The sequence below is a fragment of the Paenibacillus sp. FSL R5-0908 genome (genome assembly GCF_038006245.1).
Lineage (GTDB): Bacteria > Bacillota > Bacilli > Paenibacillales > Paenibacillaceae > Paenibacillus_AQ > Paenibacillus_AQ odorifer.
The window spans coordinates 342502-363166 of the sequence record NZ_JBBOUV010000001.1; the positions used below are offsets into that span (position 1 = coordinate 342502).

16 protein-coding genes are annotated in these 20665 nt (G+C 46.5%); 9 read left to right on the forward strand and 7 right to left on the reverse strand.

What is annotated here, in order from left to right:
• Positions 1 to 48 precede the first annotated feature (48 nt).
• Genes MKZ09_RS01560 through MKZ09_RS01570 form a run of 3 tightly spaced genes read right to left on the reverse strand, consistent with a single transcriptional unit; the run spans position 49 to position 3408 of the window.
• Complete coding sequence (locus MKZ09_RS01560) at positions 49 to 1128, reverse strand: mannose-1-phosphate guanylyltransferase (RefSeq protein WP_076134783.1); 1080 nt, start codon at positions 1126 to 1128, stop codon at positions 49 to 51.
• A complete protein-coding gene (locus tag MKZ09_RS01565) occupies positions 1121 to 2227 on the reverse strand; it encodes a glycosyltransferase (RefSeq protein ID WP_076134784.1) in 1107 nt (368 codons plus the stop codon). Before MKZ09_RS01565 ends, MKZ09_RS01560 begins: the two co-directional genes overlap by 8 nt.
• Complete coding sequence (locus MKZ09_RS01570) at positions 2227 to 3408, reverse strand: glycosyltransferase family 4 protein (protein WP_076134785.1); 1182 nt, start codon at positions 3406 to 3408, stop codon at positions 2227 to 2229. Before MKZ09_RS01570 ends, MKZ09_RS01565 begins: the two co-directional genes overlap by 1 nt.
• Positions 3409 to 3624: 216 nt before the next feature.
• On the opposite strand from MKZ09_RS01570, the gene MKZ09_RS01575 reads away from it, so the two are divergent.
• The 3 genes from MKZ09_RS01575 to MKZ09_RS01585 all read left to right on the forward strand — a co-directional run bounded on the left by MKZ09_RS01575 (position 3625) and on the right by MKZ09_RS01585 (position 5503).
• The gene (locus tag MKZ09_RS01575; RefSeq protein WP_051491502.1) at positions 3625 to 3921 is read left to right on the forward strand and encodes a helix-turn-helix domain-containing protein; all 297 of its coding nucleotides are present in this window, start codon (positions 3625 to 3627) and stop codon (positions 3919 to 3921) included.
• Positions 3887 to 4831 carry a DUF1861 family protein gene (locus MKZ09_RS01580; protein ID WP_076203389.1) on the forward strand — a complete coding sequence of 315 codons (945 nt, stop codon included), beginning with the start codon at positions 3887 to 3889 and terminating at the stop codon, positions 4829 to 4831. Before MKZ09_RS01575 ends, MKZ09_RS01580 begins: the two co-directional genes overlap by 35 nt.
• Positions 4832 to 4918: 87 nt before the next feature.
• Positions 4919 to 5503: a 50S ribosomal protein L25 gene (locus MKZ09_RS01585; protein WP_076101172.1), complete on the forward strand. Its 585-nt coding sequence runs from the start codon at positions 4919 to 4921 to the stop codon at positions 5501 to 5503.
• Between the two features lie 64 nt (positions 5504 to 5567).
• Here MKZ09_RS01585 and MKZ09_RS01590 read toward each other — a convergent pair whose 3' ends face one another.
• Positions 5568 to 7865: a UvrD-helicase domain-containing protein gene (locus MKZ09_RS01590; RefSeq protein WP_076203392.1), complete on the reverse strand. Its 2298-nt coding sequence runs from the start codon at positions 7863 to 7865 to the stop codon at positions 5568 to 5570.
• 897 nt (positions 7866 to 8762) lie between these two features.
• On the opposite strand from MKZ09_RS01590, the gene MKZ09_RS01595 reads away from it, so the two are divergent.
• Together MKZ09_RS01595 and MKZ09_RS01600 are read left to right on the forward strand one after the other, a co-directional pair.
• A complete protein-coding gene (locus MKZ09_RS01595; protein WP_076134788.1) occupies positions 8763 to 9599 on the forward strand; it encodes a DUF6492 family protein in 837 nt (278 codons plus the stop codon).
• A gap of 2 nt (positions 9600 to 9601) precedes the next feature.
• The gene (locus MKZ09_RS01600) at positions 9602 to 10981 is read left to right on the forward strand and encodes a sugar phosphate nucleotidyltransferase (RefSeq protein WP_076203398.1); all 1380 of its coding nucleotides are present in this window, start codon (positions 9602 to 9604) and stop codon (positions 10979 to 10981) included.
• Between the two features lie 456 nt (positions 10982 to 11437).
• Here MKZ09_RS01600 and MKZ09_RS01605 read toward each other — a convergent pair whose 3' ends face one another.
• Positions 11438 to 12310: a Cof-type HAD-IIB family hydrolase gene (locus tag MKZ09_RS01605; protein ID WP_076203402.1), complete on the reverse strand. Its 873-nt coding sequence runs from the start codon at positions 12308 to 12310 to the stop codon at positions 11438 to 11440.
• Between the two features lie 304 nt (positions 12311 to 12614).
• On the opposite strand from MKZ09_RS01605, the gene MKZ09_RS01610 reads away from it, so the two are divergent.
• Complete coding sequence (locus MKZ09_RS01610; protein WP_076203405.1) at positions 12615 to 13856, forward strand: DUF445 domain-containing protein; 1242 nt, start codon at positions 12615 to 12617, stop codon at positions 13854 to 13856.
• A gap of 439 nt (positions 13857 to 14295) precedes the next feature.
• On the opposite strand, the gene MKZ09_RS01615 is transcribed toward MKZ09_RS01610, so the two are convergent.
• Positions 14296 to 15435, reverse strand: coding sequence for a glycosyltransferase family 4 protein (locus MKZ09_RS01615; protein ID WP_076134792.1), 1140 nt, complete (start codon positions 15433 to 15435; stop codon positions 14296 to 14298).
• A gap of 180 nt (positions 15436 to 15615) precedes the next feature.
• On the opposite strand from MKZ09_RS01615, the gene MKZ09_RS01620 reads away from it, so the two are divergent.
• Complete coding sequence (locus MKZ09_RS01620) at positions 15616 to 16392, forward strand: YheC/YheD family protein (RefSeq protein WP_232061115.1); 777 nt, start codon at positions 15616 to 15618, stop codon at positions 16390 to 16392.
• Here the strand turns inward: MKZ09_RS01620 and MKZ09_RS01625 are convergent.
• Complete coding sequence (locus tag MKZ09_RS01625; protein WP_076134793.1) at positions 16385 to 17200, reverse strand: hypothetical protein; 816 nt, start codon at positions 17198 to 17200, stop codon at positions 16385 to 16387. The two genes, MKZ09_RS01620 and MKZ09_RS01625, sit on opposite strands and share 8 nt — an antisense overlap.
• Before the next feature lie 280 nt (positions 17201 to 17480).
• Between MKZ09_RS01625 and MKZ09_RS01630 the strand changes: the two genes are divergently transcribed.
• A complete protein-coding gene (locus MKZ09_RS01630) occupies positions 17481 to 19982 on the forward strand; it encodes a PAS domain-containing hybrid sensor histidine kinase/response regulator (RefSeq protein ID WP_076203408.1) in 2502 nt (833 codons plus the stop codon).
• Positions 19979 to 20602 (forward strand): C39 family peptidase, encoded by a 624-nt coding sequence (locus MKZ09_RS01635; RefSeq protein WP_076134795.1) that lies wholly within the window; start codon positions 19979 to 19981, stop codon positions 20600 to 20602. Before MKZ09_RS01630 ends, MKZ09_RS01635 begins: the two co-directional genes overlap by 4 nt.
• Positions 20603 to 20665: the final 63 nt, after the last annotated feature.

The following is a 20665-nucleotide window of genomic DNA, read 5'->3' on the forward strand; positions in this document are numbered from 1 at the left end:
CGGACCATGCATGTACTGCAATGGCCCTTCTTTTTGCATTCCTTTTAGTTAGATATATTCTGTCATTCCCTGTTCCTTTAGAAGCTCCACGATATCTTTGACTGACTGCGCTTTGTCCTTGGGACAGATTAATAGTGCATCCCCAGTATCGGCAATGATGAACCCGTCTACACCAATGGTCGTGATCAATCTGCCATTTCCATAGATGATTGAATTATGGGTATCTATCCCTACATGATTTGCTTTTATAATGTTGCCTGCATCATCCGGAGGGAAGATTGAACCCAGTGCATCCCAGCTGCCGATATCATTCCAGCCAAATTGCCCGGAAAGCACGACAACTTCATCAGAGCGTTCTAAAATGCCGTAATCAATCGAAATATTCTGAAGCGTTGGATAGATGGCATTAATAACTTCCTCTTCCTGATCTGTACCCAAACAATCACTGATGGGCAGCATGGTTTTGTAGAGTCGAGGTAGATAACGTTTGAAATTATCAATAATGACAGAGGTCTGCCAAATAAAAATCCCACTATTCCATAGATAATTACCGGATGCCAGATAACTCTGTGCCTTCTGAAAGTTTGGTTTCTCTACAAATTCATCTACATCATATACAGCCACTGGGCTAGTCGCAATCGGCGTCTTATCAAAGGCGATATAGCCGTAGCCAGTAGATGCGAAAGTAGGCTTGATTCCGATGGTTACTATTTTGTCTGACTCCATGGCAACAGTACAGGCTTCGTCTAGTGTAAGACGGAATTGTTCCTCATCGGTTATATAGTGATCGGAGGGAAGGACGACCATTAAAGAATTGCCATGAGATTTCTCTATAGATAATGCTGCAAAAAGAATGCTAGCGGCTGTATTTCGCGCCACAGGTTCAATTAGAATATTAGCTTTTAGAACGCTGCTGTGCATAATACTCTCCAACAATACTGCTTGGGTACGATTAGTAACGATAACTGTATTCTCCTGAGGAATAATCCCTTTGAAGCGTTCAATCGTATCGTTTAGCATAATGTCGTTGCCACTAATGTTCAGCAGCTGCTTTGGGATTTCTTGTCTGGACAGGGGCCAGAACCGTGTTCCGCCCCCGCCGGCTAGGATCGTAGCATATTTATTCATGATGCATCACCAACCGGGCAATTGTGAAGGATATAATGCTCTCCGAGCCTTGGTTCAGGTTGAGCCCCGCGGCATGGATGCCGTCATAACAAGCACCAGTCTGCGGATCGATCAGAGGGATTCCCAAGGAATTATGCCCTAGATACCAGTTGTAGCATAATTCTGCCTGCGCAAGATAGGCGGGGTCCTCAAGAACAACAGCTGCTTCCCGGCAGGCCAGCAGCATCTCGCAGGCTTCAATGGGCTGTTCATCATAGGGTGCAGCCAGCCCATCGCGCAGCAGCCAGCCATGGCTGCCGATCGGTTTATAGTAACCTTTGCTGGAGAAGGTGGTGGAAGCTAGGAAATCCAGGCTTTCCTTGGCGGTCTCCCGCAGGTCTTTATTCCCGGAGATCAGGAAGGCCCGAAGCAGAGCCCAGGGCAGCATGGAATTGCCATAAGTGATGCTGTCCTCGAACCAATTCCAGCCGTGCCCCTTATAGCGGGTATATTGATTGTGCAGCCGAACCGCAATATTTTCGATCAGACTCTCAATGGTTGCCCTTGGCAGAAAGGTGGCTTCTTCGGTCGTGTTTTCAGTATGCGGGTATGGAAAAGCATAACCTAATGAGCCCGGTGCTTCGGTAAGATAACTTAGGCCGATGATGGCATAGGCTCCGGCCCGAGGTGAGCCCAAGGCCTCCAGATGCGGCAGTGCCTGATTGATCAAATACCGGCAGGTATTCATCAGGTTATCGGGCAGGGAAGCAGCATGTGACAAGGCGAACCCGAGTGCCCACAAGGTACGTCCCTGGCAATCTTCAGAACCTTTATCCTCTATAAAGGAGCGGTTATAATCCATGAAATTGCGAAAATTGCCGTCCGCTGTCTGGGAATGATAGATAAAAGAGATATACGTATGAATGAGATCGAGTGCCACGGCATCCCGGGAATTCTCGTACATTAAGACCGCAGCAATCAAGGCGCGGGCGTTATCATCGGTAGTGTAGCCCTTGGAACGGTCCGGAACCCCAAACTTGGTATGCTGAAAGATTCCTGTATCGTCCGTGATTCTGCGCATATAGCCTGGTTTAGACTGTACTGTGGTGAAGGTTTCCATTAAATCACGCTCCGATCAGCTGAAGCCGAGCTCTGGATATGGCTGTGGAACAAGGCGGCATAGATTTTGGCGATTTCGTTCCAGCGCATAGTGAGCCCGAGCTTCAACGTGCGGTCTTCCATCGTTTGCACCAGAGCAGGGCTGTTCAGCAAGCGCAAAATGCAGGCTTCCAAGGAAGCAGAATCATGAAAATCAGCCAGTAGACCGCGGCCTTCTGCCAGCATTTCCTGGGCGTAGCGGTAAGGGGTCGACACGATGACCCGGCCATAACCGACTCCGTAGGCCAGGGTGCCGCTGACGGCCTGATCCTTACCCAGATAAGGAGTCACATAGATATCTGACATGACCAAGGACTCTATTACTTCTTCTTGGGTCAGCAACTTATCGACGAATTGGACATTGTCCTGCAGGTCAAACATTTCTACCAGGTCCGTTAGTTTCTGGCGGTAAACTTCCCCGGATTCCTGCTTGACGACCGGATGGGTCTTGCCCCAGACAATGTAAAGTGCTTCGGGATGGCGCTTGACCACGCCGCGCATGGCTTCGATGCTGTATTCAATCCCTTTGCCGGGACTGAGGAAGCCGAAGGTGGAGAGGATTTTGCGGTCTGGATAACCGTATTGTGCTTTGAGGCTGGAGCGTGAAGCTGTGCTCACTTGAGGGACACCGTGATGGATGAATGTGATTTTGGAAACTGGGATCTCATAAATAGTAGATAAATCGGTAAGGGTTGATTCCGCCATCGTCACGACCTGCACGCTACGCTCGGCCAGACATCGGATGATCTGATGCTGCTTAGGGGAGGGCTTGGTCAACACTGTGTGAAAAACAACAACATACGGAATGTTTAAACGTTCGACAAAGGGCAGCAGGTATTCACCGCTTTCTCCGCCGTAGATGCCAAATTCATGTTGGATGACCAACAAATCGGTATCAGAATTGTTGAGGAAATCGGCCGTATCTATATAATCTGCGTAATTATGCTGGTCGATCTGCCGTATTACCTGCTGATCGTAAGCGTAGGTTTCATTGTTGTTTATGGCAATAATCCGGGGCGGGTTGAAGCCGGGAAGGTGGATAAGTTCATCTAGCAGATCCTGTGTGAACGTGGCGATACCGCACTCTCGCGGCAGACTGGTTCCCAAGAACACGATGTTGTGATTACGGACTGTATTTTTCATTCAAAGAGCCTCCCTAATGGTCTTGCGATTGGTCTGGATACAAAAAAAGAAAATAAAGAAGACTCTATTTTCTGAATAGGGAAAGGTATTTGGTTTTCTGAAATTAGAAATGTTGCAAATTATTTCCTAATCCCACTGTAACATGACCGTTTTATCTTGTCAATTCGATTGACGCCTTGGGGTTAGTGCGGATATATTATTGGAGGAGGTGTAGGAATGCCAGTCATACGCAGTAAACTGAGTGAGGTCATGGAGAGGCATGATCCGAAATTATCGATCCGCAAGCTTGCTAAAGAGATCAATTACCATTTTGATTCGGTACGCCGAATGTATAAGAATGAGATGGTGCAGTATCCAAGGGATCTGTTGCTAAAATTATGTGTATACTTTAATGTCCAGCCCGGCGAGCTGATTGCCATGGATGCTGAAGACAACGATTGGGTGATCGATCGTTCAAATGATTACGAGGAGGACGGCGATGACAAGGAACCCGGCACGGACAGCCACCTGTAAGCAGCTTCTGGATACATATCATGCCGGACGCGGTACAACTACTGTAAATAAACTGACGTTCACCGGTGTTGGGCACCGGGATGTCTATAATATAACCGCCCCGTTTATGTATAACGGGGAAGAGGTACTAATGGGAAGAGTTGAGGAACGGGACAGTGAGTTCTCTCAAGTCTTCTTTTTTACATGCCATGATGGGGTCTGGAGGCCTCGTGCGCATACGCATACGTACAATTTACAGGACCCGTGCTGGACCCGGATCAGGGGGGAACTGATCGTGGGCGGGGTGGAAGTGATTACGGCAGCGGATGATCCGCACCGGATTGTCTCCTGGGTGACCCAGTTCTACCGGGGGTATCACATCGATTCTTTGACCCACTTTTCTTCAGGACCCGGCACGATGAAGGATATCCGGCTTATCGAGCTTGATAATGGCAGTGTAGGCGTGTTTACCCGGCCACAGGGCGAGCGGGGCGGGCGGGGACAGATTGGGTTCACAGTGATTCCTTCGCTGGACGAACTAAATGAGCAGACCTTCATTGATGCCGAGGTGCTACAGGATCAATTCGTGCCCGAAGAGTGGGGTGGAGCCAATGAAGCTCATCTGTTGCGGGGTGGAATGGTGGGCGTGTTGGGCCATATTGCTTGCTTCGATAGCGCCGGAAACAAACATTATTATGCCATGGCTTTTTCGCTGAATCCTGAGACTTATAAGGCAACTCCGGTCAAAATAATAGCAGTCCGCAGTGATTTTCCGGCGGGCCCGGGCAAGCGCAAGGAACTGGAGGATGTCATCTTCAGTGGTGGCTTGAAGCGTCTTGGAGGAGGCCGGGCGGTATTGTCTGTAGGGGTGAGTGATGCAGAAGCGTATCAGATTGAAATCGCTGACCCATTTGACGAATATGAATCCTAGTGTTCTTCCAGTAAGTTTGACTAGATTATATGGTCATGTTACACTTGGTGTGACAAGAATTTATGGTCAAAGAGAGCGGGAAACCCAATGAATAAGTTTATTCAATTCAACACACGTAAGACTGACACCAAGTCCAACATCAATCAGGCGCGTAAGCAAGGACGTATTCCGGCTGTATTATATGGTATTGGTAAAGAGACTCTGACGTTGGAAGTGAATGAAAAAGAACTTCTGGACATTCTCAAAAAGAATCCGCGCGCAATTCTGCAAGGTAAGGTATCGGAAGAGCTAGAGGTTCCGGTCGTGGTTCAGAACATTCAGAAGGATACCCTGTCCGGCAAAATTCTGCATATTGATTTTCAACATGTAAATATGAAAAAGAGCATGGACAGCAAGGTGACTATTCATTTTGCAGGTGAAGCCGTAGGTATTAAAGCAGGCGGTACGCTTCAGGTTGAAATTTATGAAGTGGAAGTTCGCTGTATGCCTGAAGATCTTCCTACCTCCATGGAAGTGGATATCAGCGGATTGGATATTGGCGACCAATTGCTTGTCTCTGACCTGATCTTTAAGGACGGGATTGAAGTGTTGACCGAACCGTCAACCGTAATGATCCAGATCAAGACCGTGCATGAAGAAGAGGAAGAAGAAGCGGTAGTAACTCCAGCCTAAACCTATATTTTTATTAAAAAAGCAAGTTTCCAGGGAAGAGGAAACTTGCTTTTTTTGCGTTGAATCATACAGGAACTTCTCGTTGGTCCTTTGCCATAGGGGAACTACATAACGGGCAGGGCTTTGAGGTTAAATGATCCTCAGCTCCGCCCGCTTTCATGCGCGTCCAGCCAGGACAGGTATTGCTGGTACAATTCCATACTGGAACGACATGGGTTCTTGTCGCAGTTGTGCGACTGGTAGGTAAGGATCTTGTTGTCACTGTTCTGCTCACCGTAGTCGTTGCTGTGGAAGAAACGGCAGAGCGGAAGGCTGATAACATGAAGCGGGAGACTTCTGCTTTTTTGCCCCGATGCCTCGCAGGTGAACTGATAAATAGCTCTTCCCGGGCTCTAGTAACAGCTACGTAAGCCAGTCTTCGCTCCTCTTCCAGGGCAGCCAAGCTTGAACTTCCACTATTTGCAGCGGCCAGCTTGCGGTCCTTGAGCCGGTCGCCCTCCAGGGCGGAGCTATGCGGGAGAATTCCTTCAGAGGCTCCAATCAAAAAGACCACAGGAAACTCTAATCCCTTGGATTTGTGAATGGTCATAAGCGCGATCCGATTCCCTTGTTCTTTGGTGTCCGGCTGACGATTATGTTCATTACGATCCGTAACATTATCTATGAAATCCAGAAAGGCAGGGATACTATCAAATCGCTCTGCAGACGATTCTAGTTCATCTAGCATTTCTTTTAACGTCTCACGATGCAAGGTTGCTTGATGCCGCTCATTTGCTTCGATGAAATAATCATAGAATTGCGTGCGGATCTGGCGAATCGCTTGGACTGGGGTTAACTCGCGCATATTGCGAATTAGATCCAGCCGCTCTCTAAGCTTAGTGCCCTTGAAATCCTCCATGCCGGGCATGGACAACAGATGGATTAGTGGGCCTTGCTTTGGTTGTCTGGCTTCCATTTGCCGGATGTGATTCATACCTTTTTCACGGTTCATATATAGAGTAGGCAGGATGTTCTCCATAGCCGCAAAATTCCGCCGATTCACGGAGAGACGCATATGATCCACGACCGGGGAGATTAGCCAGTGTTCGTACAGTAATTGGCCTTCTCCATAATCAATATAGGGAATATCGCGTAAAAGAAGTAATTCCAGAACGGCCCGGTTGCTGCTGGACGCTCTATATAACATGGCGAAGTCGCTATATTCTCTTTTGCCGCTCGAAACCTCGTTTAAAATATGCTCAACCATCTGCTCAGCTTCCTCGTCTGCTGTCTGCGGACGCATATACCGGGGCTGACTCCCGCTGCCTTTGGCAGCTTGCAGGGTTTTGGAACGCCGGCGCGTATTGTGCCGGATAATACCGTTGCCGAGTCCGACTATAGCTGGACCAGAACGGTAATTAATATCAAGTGTAATAACCCTTGCTCCCGGGTACAGCTTCTCGAATTCCAGAATAAATTCACTGCGTGCCCCGTTGAAGGAATAAATCGTCTGGTCATCGTCGCCAACCACCATCAGATTATGCTGCGGGTGAGCAATCATTTTGACTAACTCGTACTGCAAGGCATTGGTATCCTGAAACTCATCCACCATCACGTATAGATATCTCATCTGCAATTCCTGCAAAAGCGTAGGACGCTCCTTCAGCATCCGATAGGCGATTAAGAGGACATCGTCGAAGTCGATTTTGAAATTGTCTAGTTTCCATTGTTCGTAGATTTCCAGAATGGATTTCATTTCTTTTTCAGCGGTGGTTCCTTCAGGCAAGCCTTCTACGGTACCCATGTTCATCTTGCAGGAAGAGAGCAGGGAGAGTAGCGTTTCCGGTGGATAGGCATCTTTAGGTAGCCCGAGCTCACGCATGATTTGTTTCAACAGGATGTGCTGGCGCCGCGTCTCACTGAAAATTTCTTGCTGCAATCCTTGTCTGCGCAAGAAAAATAAGAAAAAGGAATGAAACGTGCGGGCCTGCAGCCGCGCGACATCCGCTGGGCCTACTCCCGGTAATAGGGCGATCCGCTCGCGCATTTCCGCCGCAGCTTTACTCGAAAAAGTCAGCAATAGCAGCTGACTTGGCGAGACACCGCGCACGGACAACAAATAGCCGGTTCGGCAGATCAGAACCGAGGTTTTGCCGGAGCCTGCGCCAGCCAATGTTAGAAGCGGCCCTTTATGATGCCGTACCGCGGAAATCTGCGGACGGTTGAGCAGGATGCCGCCTTCTTCCAGCCTGCGAAAATAAGCGGAGTCCTCTTCCTCCCGCTTCACCAGTTCTTGGCTTGTCTGCGCTGAGGCCACAGCCGCTTGCGGGATCCGCTCACCAGTCGCTCCCAGCGGGATATTATGAAATAAAAGCTTATTCAATAGATTCACCTTCATTATTTCTATATAGAGTGATCTCAACAAATCTAGTTCTATGATGTTTGAGTTCATCTTAAAATGTGCCGAAAATTTAGCCAATCTACAATATACCATCCCAGGCTTTTTACTGCACAGGAAAAGTGTTGGATATTGAGCCAGTAAAAATATGGGGAATGGTGTGAGAGTGGGACACAACGGTGGTATAAATCCCGTAGAAAGGATGGAATGTGGCTGGGTTGGCGGAATGTACGGTAAAAATCCCGTAGATTAGCTGGAATGTGGCTGCATGGGCGGCATGTACGGTATAATTCCCGCAGATTAGCTGGATCGTGGCTGTGTGGGCGGAATGTACGGTAAAAATCCCGCAGATTAGCTGGATCGTGGCTGCGTGGGCGGAATGTACGGTAAAAATCCCGTAGATTAGCTGGAATGTGGCTGCGTGGGCGAAATGTACGGTAAAAATCCCGCAGATTAGCTGGAATGTGGCTGTGTGGGCGGAATGTACGGTAAAAATCCCGCAGATTAGCTGGATCGTGGCTGGGTTGGCGAAATGTACGGTAAAAATCCCGTAGATTAGCTGGAATGCGGCTGCGTGGGCGAAATGTACGGTAAAAATCCCGTAGATTAGCTGGAATGTGGCTGCGTGGGCGAAATGAGAGGCAAAAATACCCTAGAAAAGGGCGAACCCGCCTCCATAAGCGAAAAGAGGGGCATATTTGCCCCAGTAAAGGGCGCTGGGTGCAGGACTGTTTCTATTTTTATAATATAAAAATTTCTGCCCCCGCATCGCAGAATTGTCCAGCGCACATTTGCCACTCTCCTGAACAATTCTGTGATGCCCATTCCCTTTTCCTATCATGCTCATATCCTAAAGCAAAAACATGATATGGAGATGACCCTATGCCCTCGCCCAGTAAGGCCCGCATCAGACATGCCGTTACTATAGATGTACTGATTCCCGCGATTGAAAAAGATTTACAGACCCTTCCCCATGTGATTGACGCTGTTAGAAAGCAGGTTAAGCATCCCATCGGCCGGATAATAATTGTTGCTCCCAAAAAGAAACGGATGATTGAGTTCTGCCGCACAAAAGGCTGTACCTTTATTGACGAGAATACGGTGCTGCCGATTACGAAAAAAGACATTCATTACCGCTCACGCACCTGGGAACGTTCCGGCTGGCTATTCCAACAGCTGCTGAAGCTGAATGGCGACAAGCTCTGCACAGCGGATTATTTTTTGGTCATTGATGCCGATACCGTTCTGATCACCCCCCACCATTTTCGGGCGAATGGCAAGACACTCTTTTACAGCCGGAACTGGAGCCAACCACAGTATTTTGTAACCTATAGGAAACTCATGGGCCGCAAGGTGACCGCAAAATCATCATTTGTGACCCATTACATGCTGTTTGAACGCAGTCAATTGGCTCAAATGAAAAGAGAGATAGAAGCAAAACACCAAATGCCTTGGTATCGAGCTATTTTACACAGTATGAACCGCTCCAAGCAATTTGCCTTTTCCGAATTCGAAACCTATGCCAATTACCTGTATTCGAAAAATCGCGAGGGAATGAAGATTCAAAAAGCGCGTAATAAAGGTCTCCATATGAATGCAGGACAGCTATCCAAGCAGAAAGTGAATCAGCTGGCTGAGAAGTATAGATCATTGTCTTTTCATAAACGAAAGGGGTATGTGAGAACACCGGGGGCTAAATCTAACGCAGGGGGGCGATAGGGTTGCAGATCGTACTCCTTTCAGGGGGATCGGGGAAGCGGTTGTGGCCGCTATCAAATGAGATCAGGTCAAAAGCTTTTTTAAGGCTGCTTCCAACAGAAGCTGGCGGTGTGGAGTCGATGATCGAGCGGGTATGCAGAGGGCTGGAAGAAGTAGGTTTGTTGGATTCAAGCTGCATTGTGACTCATCGCAGTCAGGTGGAGATTACTCGCAAATCCGTTGGTGCTCAAGTCCCTTTATTAGCAGAGCCGCAGAAACGGGGGACTTTTACTGCAGTAGCTCTGGCGGCGAGTTATCTGCATTCTGTGAAGGGTATGGACTCAAATGAGATCGTAGTGGTCATTCCGGTGGATTCGTATGTGGAGGCTTCTTTTTTTAAGCAGCTTCATCAATTTCCGAGTGTGCTTGCCGAATCACACGCGGACATTGCTTTAATTGGTGTTTTACCTGAATTTCCTTCTACGCAGTTCGGTTATATTCTGCCGGGTGAAGGGTCTGGGGTAGGAGGGACGTCTTTTTTAAATGTTAAACAGTTTGCAGAGAAACCGAACGAATCGACAGCCGCCGAGTTCATTTCTCAGGGAGGACTGTGGAATTGCGGCGTGTTTTCCTGCTCATTAGGGTACTTGCTCTCAAGTATGGTGGAACGGGATCTTCCCGTAGATTACATGGGATTTATGGAGCGTTATGATCAATTGCCAGAACGAAGCTTTGACTATGAGGTGCTAGAACACACGCGGCGAGCGGTAGTCATCCCCTATATTGGGGTGTGGGCGGATATTGGCAGCTGGGATGCACTTGTTCCCCATTTGCAAGGAAGAGTAATTGGCAGTGGGAGTATTTCTGAGGATTCAAAAGGTACCCATTTGATCAACGAACTCACTTGTCCTGTGCATATCATTGGCGCTCCTGGTTTAATCGTGGCGTCAGGGCCAGATGGCATTTTGGTTGCTGGGATAGAGCAGGCAAAACGAATTAAGCAGAAGCTGGAGGGCCATGCAGCGAAGCCGATGATTGAAGAAAAACGCTGGGGTACCTCACGCATTTTGGATTTCTCTCGCACGGCAGCCGGTATTGAGGTTACGACCTCAAAAATAACCATTTTGGCAGGTGAGCACACCAGCTACCATTTTCATCGGCATACTAAAGAAGTTTGGTCTTTTCTTTCTGGGAATGGAGAATACCGGATGAATGGCCATCTTCATGCGGTTGCCGCCGGGGACACGGTCACGATTCCTGCTGGTACGAAGCATGGGCTGCGGGCCATTACAGCGCTCGAATTGATTATCATTGAACTGTTGGAATTTCCTGAGGTGGATGACTACGTACGAGTGTCTGCCGAATGGGAGGGGGAGGACAGCTTCCTTGATGATTTGGGATGAATGGAAAGGTAGTTCGCTTTAACCCGGAGGCTGCTATAGATATGGATAGATTGCGTGGCTGAAGTGAAATAGATGTATTCAGTGCAACTATTTCGTGGAGTAGCGAATGTCTTGCGATTTAGATGTAGTTTGTACAGTTAAAAATCGCGAATTTTTGCGTTTTGAATAGATTTGCTGAATATAAGTGTACAGAGTGCAATTAAATCCGAATTAGCGCCTAAAAGAGGGCATTTAACTGTACGAAGTACAACTAATTCTTGAGAGGGACGGGGGATGCAATAGGCAAGCCACAGTAAGCTACAGGAAAGCGATAAGTAAGCTATAGGCGTGCCACAACCTAAACCTAAACCTAAAGTGTGATGGAAGCCCTCTACCTAGCAAAAATAAACCCACAAATAGCACCGTGAGCAGAACTGCCCACGGTGCTATTTGTGCATTCACTGCTTTATACAGAAATTATTCTTTAGAAATTCTATTCAAAAGATGCTCAATTCCTGCCGCGACTCCGTCTTCCTCATTACTGGTGGTGATGAATTCCGCCATTTCCTTAAGAATTGGCGCAGCGTTAGCCATAGCAATCCGGTAGCCGGCCTTCTCGAACATCGGCTGATCGTTATAACTGTCACCCATGACAGCTACATCCGCTAGCGGGATACCATAATGGTCAGCAAGCATGGTTACCCCGGAGCCTTTGTTGGCCTCTTCATGGTTAATCTCGATATTATTTACATGGGAGGCGGTAATAATTAAGCCCGGAATAGCTGCGAAGCGGGTGGAAGCTTCCTTGAGCAGCTCTCGGTTTAGAGAAAAAGCCAATGTTTTATAAATAACATTTTCCTCCTTGCTCCAAACCTCTTCCATACTCTCCACATAGGTTACCGCTGCTTGTTGAAACTGTTGATCGATCATTGCTTTCAGCAGCCAGCTGACTTCTTCAGGAACTTCTTCATCACTTAGTGCAGATAATTTCTCTAACCGTACACGTTTGTTCAGCTCTACATAAACGTTATCCTCAGTGTATACCTCGTAATACAAGTCCGGAATTTCGTTCATCCAGCGTAGAGCAGGAATGATGTCTGCTTTATTCAGCGGCGTGCTTGCCGCGAGGGTGCGATCAGATAATGTGACGACTGCGCCATTTAGACTGACTACAGGACATTCCAGATCCGCCAGCCGAAGCTGACGTTCTGCATCCATAAAGGAGCGCCCTGTAGCAATAATAACAATGTGACCTAGTTTCTGAGCTTTTATAATAGCTTCGCGGTTTTTTGGACTGATGTTTCCTTCTTCGTTCAGTAATGTTCCATCCATATCTAAAGCAATCAGCATATTGTATGAGCTCCTTTTCCAGGTAAAGTAGTACTTTTTAAGGGGATTTGAAACGTTACTTGTATCTTATCATTAATATTCTGAAAACCAAAAACCATTTTCATGCAAATGCACAATAATGAACGTCTAACAAGAGATAAGAGTTTTTACAGTATATTTTTAGAAAATAGTTCAGTCGTGGTACAATAGTTGTCAAACTAACCGACTAGCCGAATCTATCGTCAGCTTATGTTCGAGGAACGTGACCGACGGTATTTTTCCTGCGTAAGGACATCGGCAGCTGCTTATGTAAAGGGGACTATTTATGAGATCCAAAAACTTAGCCACCATGTCACTCGCCTTTATGGCATGTGGGTTTCTGATTACACTGTTTCTACCTGAAAACCTAGCCGTGATTCTACTGAGAGGTGGTTTCGAGGCCGGTTTGGTGGGGGGGATTGCCGACTGGTTCGCGGTAACGGCGCTGTTCCGCCATCCGATGGGGCTGCGTATTCCACATACCTCACTACTGCTCAAGAATCGCGATAAGATCATCCAATCACTAATCACCGCGATGGAGACTGAGCTTCTTAACAAGGAAAGCATTGAGAACAAGCTGCGTAAGTTTGGCTTTATATCAATGGGCTCCAAGCTGCTGACAAAGTTTTTTAGTAAAAAGAAGGCAAGAGTACAAATATTGGAGCAGCTTGGCGAATTCGTGTCTCGTCTTCCGGTAGAGAAGGCTGTACCGTTTCTGCAAAAGGCAGCTTCCGAATATGTTCGTGAAGCTGAGCTTGGCGTTGCGGCTGATAAAATAGTTACTAAGTTAATGAATGACGGTAAAGATGTAGCTGCTCTGGACTATGCTCTGGAAGGGGTATCTAATTGGAGCGGACGTCCTGAAACGAAAGCTATGCTGGGCAAGATCGCCAGCGAGAAATTGGCTGAAGTGAAGCTTGGCGGACTTAAAGGTATGGCTTTTCAGGCTTTTGTCGGGTTTATGGATGCAGATATGCTTGGTGAAATGCTGCAAGGTATGTTGCAGTCCGGTATCCGCGATTTTCGGGAAGAGGATAGCCCATACCGTGAAGAGATTATCCGTGAGATTCGAGTGGCCCTGTTCCAGATTGTTAATGATGAGGCTAGACTGGCTTCATTAAAAGAATGGGCACTAAATGAGCTTGAAGGCGAAGCGGCAACCGTATTTCTGCATACGCAATTGGAGAACATTCGCAGCAAAGCAATTTCTCTATTGGAGGAAGATCGGGCGGCTGGGGGACGCAAGCTGTTCACGTTATATACCCTGCTTGTACGTCGTATTGGCAAGGAACAAGAATGGATCAGCAGCTGGGAAGAGCGGATTCGTGCTTCGCTAATTGCTTTTGTTGAGGCTAACCACTACAGAATAGGTCTTTTGGTAAAAGAGAATCTGGACAGCATGGATGACGCTAGTCTAGTGAATATGCTGGAAGATAAAGTGGGTAAAGATCTGCAATGGATTCGTGTGAACGGGGCTTTATGCGGGTTTGTCGTAGGGCTTGTGCTTACAGTTATTCAATTGATTTGAATGAAACTTACCTATGTAATGTAAAATTCACAAACAAAGCAAGCAGCGATTCTCCCGTGAGGGAGGATCGCTGCTTTTTGCTGTTGCTCATGAACTGTCTGCATCGCGGAGTAATAACCCTCCTCTGAGGCTTACGGACCCATATGACGTTATTTGTGAGTTTTGACCCTTGGAACATGTTTGCGGACTCCACTGACGTTATTCCTATGGATGACGTTCATATGGGGCATTTTTCATGCCAATAGTGGTTATAGGGTCCTTTAGCTTTGCAAATGTGGAATAAAGCTGCGTTTGGAGTCAGCTGTGTCCGATAGCTACCTTGTATGTGCATATGTTACCTAATTCAGTCGGAGATTGGTGTTTAGCTCAAGCAAGCTCCAAAAGAAAAGGGACCCAGCAGCCAGTTGATGGCTTATGGAGACCCCTACTTGTGGTGAGTCTACAATTGCATTCCACCTGCAAGAGTTCTGTACCCTTGCTGTGGTGTTGCAGAAGCTTGATACAGCTGTTCTAAATGGTTTGCTGTACGCTGCCAATTGAAGGCTTCAAGAGCGTCGGCTCTCCCTTGTGATCCGATGGTAACTGCCAATTGTGGATGGCGGGCTATACGCAGCAAATACCGGGCAAAGGGTAAAGCCTCGCGATATCGTTCTACCAGATAACCGTTATGGCCAGAGGCGACAATCTCTCGGATACCTCCATTATTAGAAGCGATAACAGGTAGACCGGAGGCCATAGCTTCTACATTAACAAGGCCGAAGGATTCATGGTTCTGGGAAGGGCATACAAAGCAGTCTGCCGCCTGATAAAGGGTGTGAATATTCTCATGAGCCACATTTCCTAGAAAAGTAACAGACACTCTCAGCCGCCGTGCAAGAAGCTTCAACTGCCGTATGTACGACGGTTTGCCTTTGCCGGCGATAACCAGATGAGCGGGGAGGTGTTTGTTTAAATGCGACATAGCACGTATTAATATAGGCACTCCTTTGCGGGGTATAACCCGACCAACGAACAAAACTGTGAAGGTCTGCGGGAGTTTGTAGAAACTACGAAGCTGTTGTTTTTCAGATATCGGCACAGGGGTAAACCGGTCAAGATCAGCTCCCAATAAGACAATATGAATCCCTGTGGTCAGTTGAGGGAAGCGGCGATCCAATCTTCGCTGTAAGGAGTGGCTGTTAGCGATGATCAGATCTGCTTTTGCTAAGGCATTTGCCACTTTATCTGTACCCGGTGTGAAGGTAAGAGAGTGCAGGAACAGAAATACCGGGATATGAGGAAGCTGCTTCTTTACAGCAGACATAAGATGGGGGCGATTATCAACCTGAATGATGTCAAAGGATTCTTTCTGAATGTATTCTAATACCGAGGTAAGATAATGGGCTGGGGTGCTTGCAGGCAATCGGATAATTCTCACCTGCTCCAATATAGTGGCAGCAGGTAATCCAGGTACCTTCCGACTTACAATGGTTACCTTATGTCTCTCCGCCAGTCTTCTGGCAATGGCCCAAATGCAGATTTCTACAGAACCGTCTCCCGGAACTGGGAACTGCTCCGGTGCAATGATACAAATGTGCATGGTTCACGCCTCCTTTTATCCGCTAATGGATATCCTCTTCCACCATATGCAACACAGTAAACAGTAGATACATCCGAAAGCGGAGAGGGCGTTTCACTCATGCCATTTGTACATTTGCAGCATAAAATACTAAGGCTTACAAAGGCCGTGATTATTTTTGAGGGACAGGGGAGAGGACAGTTGGGAAAGAAGTTAAAGTCTGCATTGACCAGCAAATGGATTAAAACCAAGGTGCTCATGCGAAGCGCTGAAATTTCACCGTTGATTCCCGAAACGATAAAATTCAGTAAAGTCAATTTGAAAGCTATGCTGCTGAAGTATGGAATGGTTTATGTTAAACCGGAATACGGTACCTATGGCAATGGTGTGATGAAGGTTGAACAGAGTAGAGAGGCTCATGGAACAGAATATAAGTACCAAAGTGGAACAAGACTCAAAACCTTTAGAACCTTTGACGCCTTCCATTTATCTTTAAAGAAAGCGACGCGTGGGCGTAGTTACCTGATTCAAAGAGGAATAGTTTTGCTAAAGCACGGGAAACACCGCTTTGATATCCGTGTGATGGTCCAGCTCAGCCCGCAGGGCAAATGGGAAACTACCGGTCTGATCGGTCGGGTAGCTGAGAAAGGTAAGATTGTTACCAACTATCATAGCGGCGGCAAACTAACTGCTATGGAAAAGCTGCTGTCTCCTTATCTGAACGAAGCTCAGCAAGCGCAAATGCTTAAGATACTGAGAAAGCTAGGCGAAGATACCGGACGTTTCTACCATAAGAAATATCCTGGGTTTAGACAGATTGGTGTCGATGTAGGATTGGATAGATCCATGACGCCTTGGATTATTGAAGTGAATACTAGTCCGGACCCGTATATTTTTAAACACCTTTCTGATAAAAGCATGTACCGCAAAGTAATGGCTTACCGCAGAGCGAATGAGAAGAAAAAGTCCGTTAAATGATCTGTTTCCTCGTATCAGCAATGACAGCAGAAATCTTTTGTTCTAATTCTATGATTTTTTGCTTGTGCGTTGCGATTTGGCGGTACCCGGAGACGAGTGAGGACAGAGACTGAGTGGTTAATGTAAGGTTTTGCTTGCGAATGGCTGCTTTGAAGTCACTCCAATCTGCGGAAATCCGTTTATTCAATGAGGTGACTACGCTTTTGTTAGATTTAATTGAGACCTGTGGGCTATCAATGCCAGACAAGGTTTTGCGGGCATAGGTTATCTTTCGGGTACGTACCTGTTTCGCTGTATTCAACTGATTCTGTCTGTCGCTAATTTCTTTGCGTGCCAACTGAACCAAGACCTTCATAGCATCACCTTGGGCTTGTAATACGGTATTCAAAGTCTTGTTTTTAAGACCCTTGGCGATCTTGATACGCTTATTAAGCGCATTGTACTGGTCGAATAAGGGCTGATAGTGCTGTTTGCAGCTCTTAACGGTAGCCTCCAGCTGAGCTACGGTTGCTAAATCAATCTCTTTAATTTGCTTACGTACTGTAATCAGTGTTTGCTCATTATTATAGTGAAGGGTTCGGATCTGCTCCTCACGATTATTGTATTGCATCTTTAAAGTAGATAAATCATTGTACAGATTAGTCATCTTTATCCTTGTAGGACCGTCGGCAGTGGCAGCTGTTAGATCAAACTCCGCTTGAATAGAGGGTGTTAATTCAGTCGTTGCTGTAGCAAAAGCTTCCGTTGATGTGCTTAACGATAACAGGATCACCAGTAGTAGTAAGGGGAATGACTTTAGTGCGTTCATTAATTCGCTCCTCCTTTTGTCCGTTTCCCTGAAGACAACAAAAAAGCACCCGTAGCAAAGGCAAAAGCCTTTATTACGGGTGCTTCCATCGTAATAGGTCACGAACGATATATTTATTGTTAAATATAAGTTGTTTATTTGTTTACGTCAATAATTTAAATTTAAATATTTCCAATTTAAAATAATGCGCTAGACATTTCTTTCCCCAGTTCTCTTATCGTATACTGACATAAGAAGGTATGAGAGCTTTAGCACTAGCAACAAAGGAGGTCTGGCTTAAATGGGCAGCTCGGTAGAATTTAACGCAATTCTGGATCATGCATTTATGAGGTCTCCAGAAGGAATGGCCGTACTGTTTTCGAATAACGGCGATTTCAACTGGATAAAAGTCAATCCGGCTTTTTGCAATCTACTTGGCTTTACGGAGGCCGAGTTTCTTGCCGGGGCTCTTTTTACAGAATCGGAAAATAGAGAGGCACATTCAAAAGAGCTCTCCTATAGATTAGTAATGGACGAGCTTCAGAAATCGCCAGCGGGCAGCTGGAAGAAGGAACATTGTTTTTTAAATAAAGAAGGTCAACCCGTGTGCCTGTCTCTCATGTTCTCTGGATTAGGAGCAGAAGAAGGACAAGCCCCTTTGTATATTATAGTATACGCCGAGGATATTACGGAACTAAAGATCGCAGCTCAGGAAACGGTGGATCATCGGGATCAGCAGCAGCAAATGGAAGAACAAATTCGTCAAAGTGAACGCAATTATAGATTGATGTCTGAGAATTCGCTGGATTTAATCTCGCGTCATGCGATCAAAGACAGTGTTTTCTTATATTGTTCTTCGGCTAGCCGTACCCTGCTTGGTTATGAACCTGAAGAGATGGTTGGGACAAGCGCATATAATTATCTTCACCCCGATGATCTAGTTATGATGCAAGGTTTAATGGAGCAGAGCCGCAGCTCTGGCGTTATTCCGGCTGTAGCTTACCGCTACCGCCATAAGAACGGCACCTATGTCTGGTTCGAGTCGAGCAGTCGTTATACCTATGATGATGAGGGAAATATCATGGAGATTATAGCGATTGGACGGGAAATTACGGAGCGTAAGCAGTTCGAGTTCAAGCTTAAGGAGAGCGAGCAACGGTATAAATCATTGTTCGAATACAATCCATCTGCTGTGTACTCTATGAATTTGCATGGAGATTATTTGACCGCCAATGCGAATTTGGAGAAGTTGACCGGGTATTCGCTGGAGGAACTGATCGGAATGTACTTTGGCCCCATTGTGCATGAGAAGGACATAGAGAAGACGTTGTATCATTTTAACTTAGCCGCCCAAGGTTATCCTCAAAGCTATGATCTAACGCTTATTCATAAAGACGGACACTTTGTAGAAATTAATACTACCAATATTCCGATCATTGTAGATGACCAAGTAGTGGGTGTGTATGGGATTTCCCGTGATATTACAGAGCGCATCCGTTATACAGAACAAATTGAGAAGCTTAGCAATGAGTATACCCTTATTTTAAATGCGGTTTCAGAAGGCATCTTTGGACTCGATATGGAGGAGAAGGTGACGTTCATTAACCCTGCTGGTTTGCAAATGCTGGACTATGAACATGATGAAATTATGGGCCATCCTTATTTGGATCATATTCAGCAAATAGCGCTTGATGGGAGCCATTATCGGCCGCAGGAATCTCCACTGATGAAGGCTATTAAGTCAGGTGTATCTTATCAGAGTAATGATGCGGTCTTGTGGCGTAAGGACGGTTCTAGCTTTCTTGCGGAATACCAGGTAACCCCTCTGTTTGATAAGGGGGAGCCGAAAGGTGTTGTTGTAGTGTTCCGGGACATCACGGATGAGAAGGAAATTATTCGTGCGAAGGAATCTGCGGAAAAAGCAGACCAGGCTAAGTCTGAGTTCTTAGCTATTATGAGCCATGAAATCCGTACACCGATGAACGGAATTGTAGGGATGACGGATCTCCTGGCGGAAACGGAGCTTGATGAAGAACAGCTTGGATATACAGACATTATTAAGGAGAGCAGCAGCTCGCTCCTATCTATTTTGAATGAAATACTGGATTACAGCAAAATTGAAGCCGGAAAAATGATGATTGTAAATGAGCCCGTGCAGCTTCAAGCCGTATTGGACAGCGTAATCGATCTATTTACAGCTAAGGCTTTGGAGAAAAATATTCAGTTATCATGCAGCATGGCACCTGGAGTGCCGCCACTGATTATGGGCGATGCCGGGCGGTTGCGTCAGGTATTGGTCAATCTGGTCAGCAATGCAATCAAGTTTACAGATCGGGGCAGCATCAGTATTTACGTAGAGCAGAAGCTGTCCGCAGATCAAAAGAAATTAACTTTGAAATTTAATGTTAGAGATACGGGGATCGGCATTCCTATTGAGAAGCAGCATCGGCTGTTTCAGTCCTTCTATCAGCTGCATTCCTCGTTTAATCGCAAATATGGAGGGACCGGATTGGGGCTGGCGATTTGTAAAAAGCTCGTTGAGCTGATGGGTGGAGCCATCGCTGTAGAGAGCAGTGAAGGAGAGGGCTCTAATTTCTATTTCACGCTGCAGATCCATCCTGATAGTAAAGCTGAGATAGATGTGGAAGATACAGTGCAGACAGAAGAACGGGAGACAACTATGTTAGGGGCAGCAGCTGCAGAAGGAGAATTGGATGCCGGTGCAAATGTAATTCTACTTCCGGAGGCGACTCCACATATTACTCCTAAGTCTAGCCCTTTAAGAGGGGATCTATCCGAATGAAGTATAGACAGCCTCGTATTAGTAAGAAACTGCCTGCGGAGCCATATACACAGTGGGAGGTTGGGGTCAAATCCCCGTCCTCTGCGTGTGGCCCAGCTACGATGGCAGCGTTAACGGAGTATTGGAACACCCATACAGGAGCGGACTTTATTCGGGGGAAAGGTCATTTTCCTTCCAAAGCCGCTCATATTAATTACATATACAGCCATCACGGCGGAAGACCTTGGGGGATGGGTGTGCGCCGTTTTACCAAAGGACTGAAGAACTATATCCATTCAGCGACTTTACCGAAGGATCAGCAAAAGTTACTTATTACTACGTTTAATGATTTTGAAGTATATAAAGCAGAGATTGATGCAGGCCGGCCTGTGGCTGTTAAATTTGATAAGTGGTTTCGTTTGCGGTGGAGAGGCAAGTTTACTTACGATTACCATTGGGTACTAGGTATAGGATATGAGGGATTTGATGATGGAGAGCGTCCTACCCTGATTGTTCACGATAATGGTGTGCGGTACAAGGACGGTAGAGTCACTCTAGGGAAAGAACGGCGTATTCCGTATTTTGCAAATAAAGACATTATTACGATGGTCGGGCTAGATATTGCAGATGCATCGAGGTAGAGGGATTGTCCTGACAAAATAGCTTGAAAAATTTGAGTCCAAACGTTTGCACTACTTAGACGA

What these genes read in the sequence shown, in the direction of transcription:
- MKZ09_RS01635 (WP_076134795.1), top strand. Translation starts at nt 19,979, where the DNA reads ATGAAGTATAGACAGCCTCGTATTAGTAAGAAACTGCCTGCGGAGCCA.
- MKZ09_RS01615 (WP_076134792.1), bottom strand. Translation starts at nt 15,435, where the DNA reads ATGCACATTTGTATCATTGCACCGGAGCAGTTCCCAGTTCCGGGAGAC.
- MKZ09_RS01560 (WP_076134783.1), bottom strand. Translation starts at nt 1,128, where the DNA reads ATGAATAAATATGCTACGATCCTAGCCGGCGGGGGCGGAACACGGTTC.
- MKZ09_RS01580 (WP_076203389.1), top strand. Translation starts at nt 3,887, where the DNA reads ATGACAAGGAACCCGGCACGGACAGCCACCTGTAAGCAGCTTCTGGAT.
- MKZ09_RS01605 (WP_076203402.1), bottom strand. Translation starts at nt 12,310, where the DNA reads ATGCTGATTGCTTTAGATATGGATGGAACATTACTGAACGAAGAAGGA.
- MKZ09_RS01570 (WP_076134785.1), bottom strand. Translation starts at nt 3,408, where the DNA reads ATGAAAAATACAGTCCGTAATCACAACATCGTGTTCTTGGGAACCAGT.
- MKZ09_RS01585 (WP_076101172.1), top strand. Translation starts at nt 4,919, where the DNA reads ATGAATAAGTTTATTCAATTCAACACACGTAAGACTGACACCAAGTCC.
- MKZ09_RS01565 (WP_076134784.1), bottom strand. Translation starts at nt 2,227, where the DNA reads ATGGAAACCTTCACCACAGTACAGTCTAAACCAGGCTATATGCGCAGA.
- MKZ09_RS01630 (WP_076203408.1), top strand. Translation starts at nt 17,481, where the DNA reads ATGGGCAGCTCGGTAGAATTTAACGCAATTCTGGATCATGCATTTATG.
- MKZ09_RS01595 (WP_076134788.1), top strand. Translation starts at nt 8,763, where the DNA reads ATGCCCTCGCCCAGTAAGGCCCGCATCAGACATGCCGTTACTATAGAT.
- MKZ09_RS01625 (WP_076134793.1), bottom strand. Translation starts at nt 17,200, where the DNA reads ATGAACGCACTAAAGTCATTCCCCTTACTACTACTGGTGATCCTGTTA.
- MKZ09_RS01610 (WP_076203405.1), top strand. Translation starts at nt 12,615, where the DNA reads ATGAGATCCAAAAACTTAGCCACCATGTCACTCGCCTTTATGGCATGT.
- MKZ09_RS01575 (WP_051491502.1), top strand. Translation starts at nt 3,625, where the DNA reads ATGCCAGTCATACGCAGTAAACTGAGTGAGGTCATGGAGAGGCATGAT.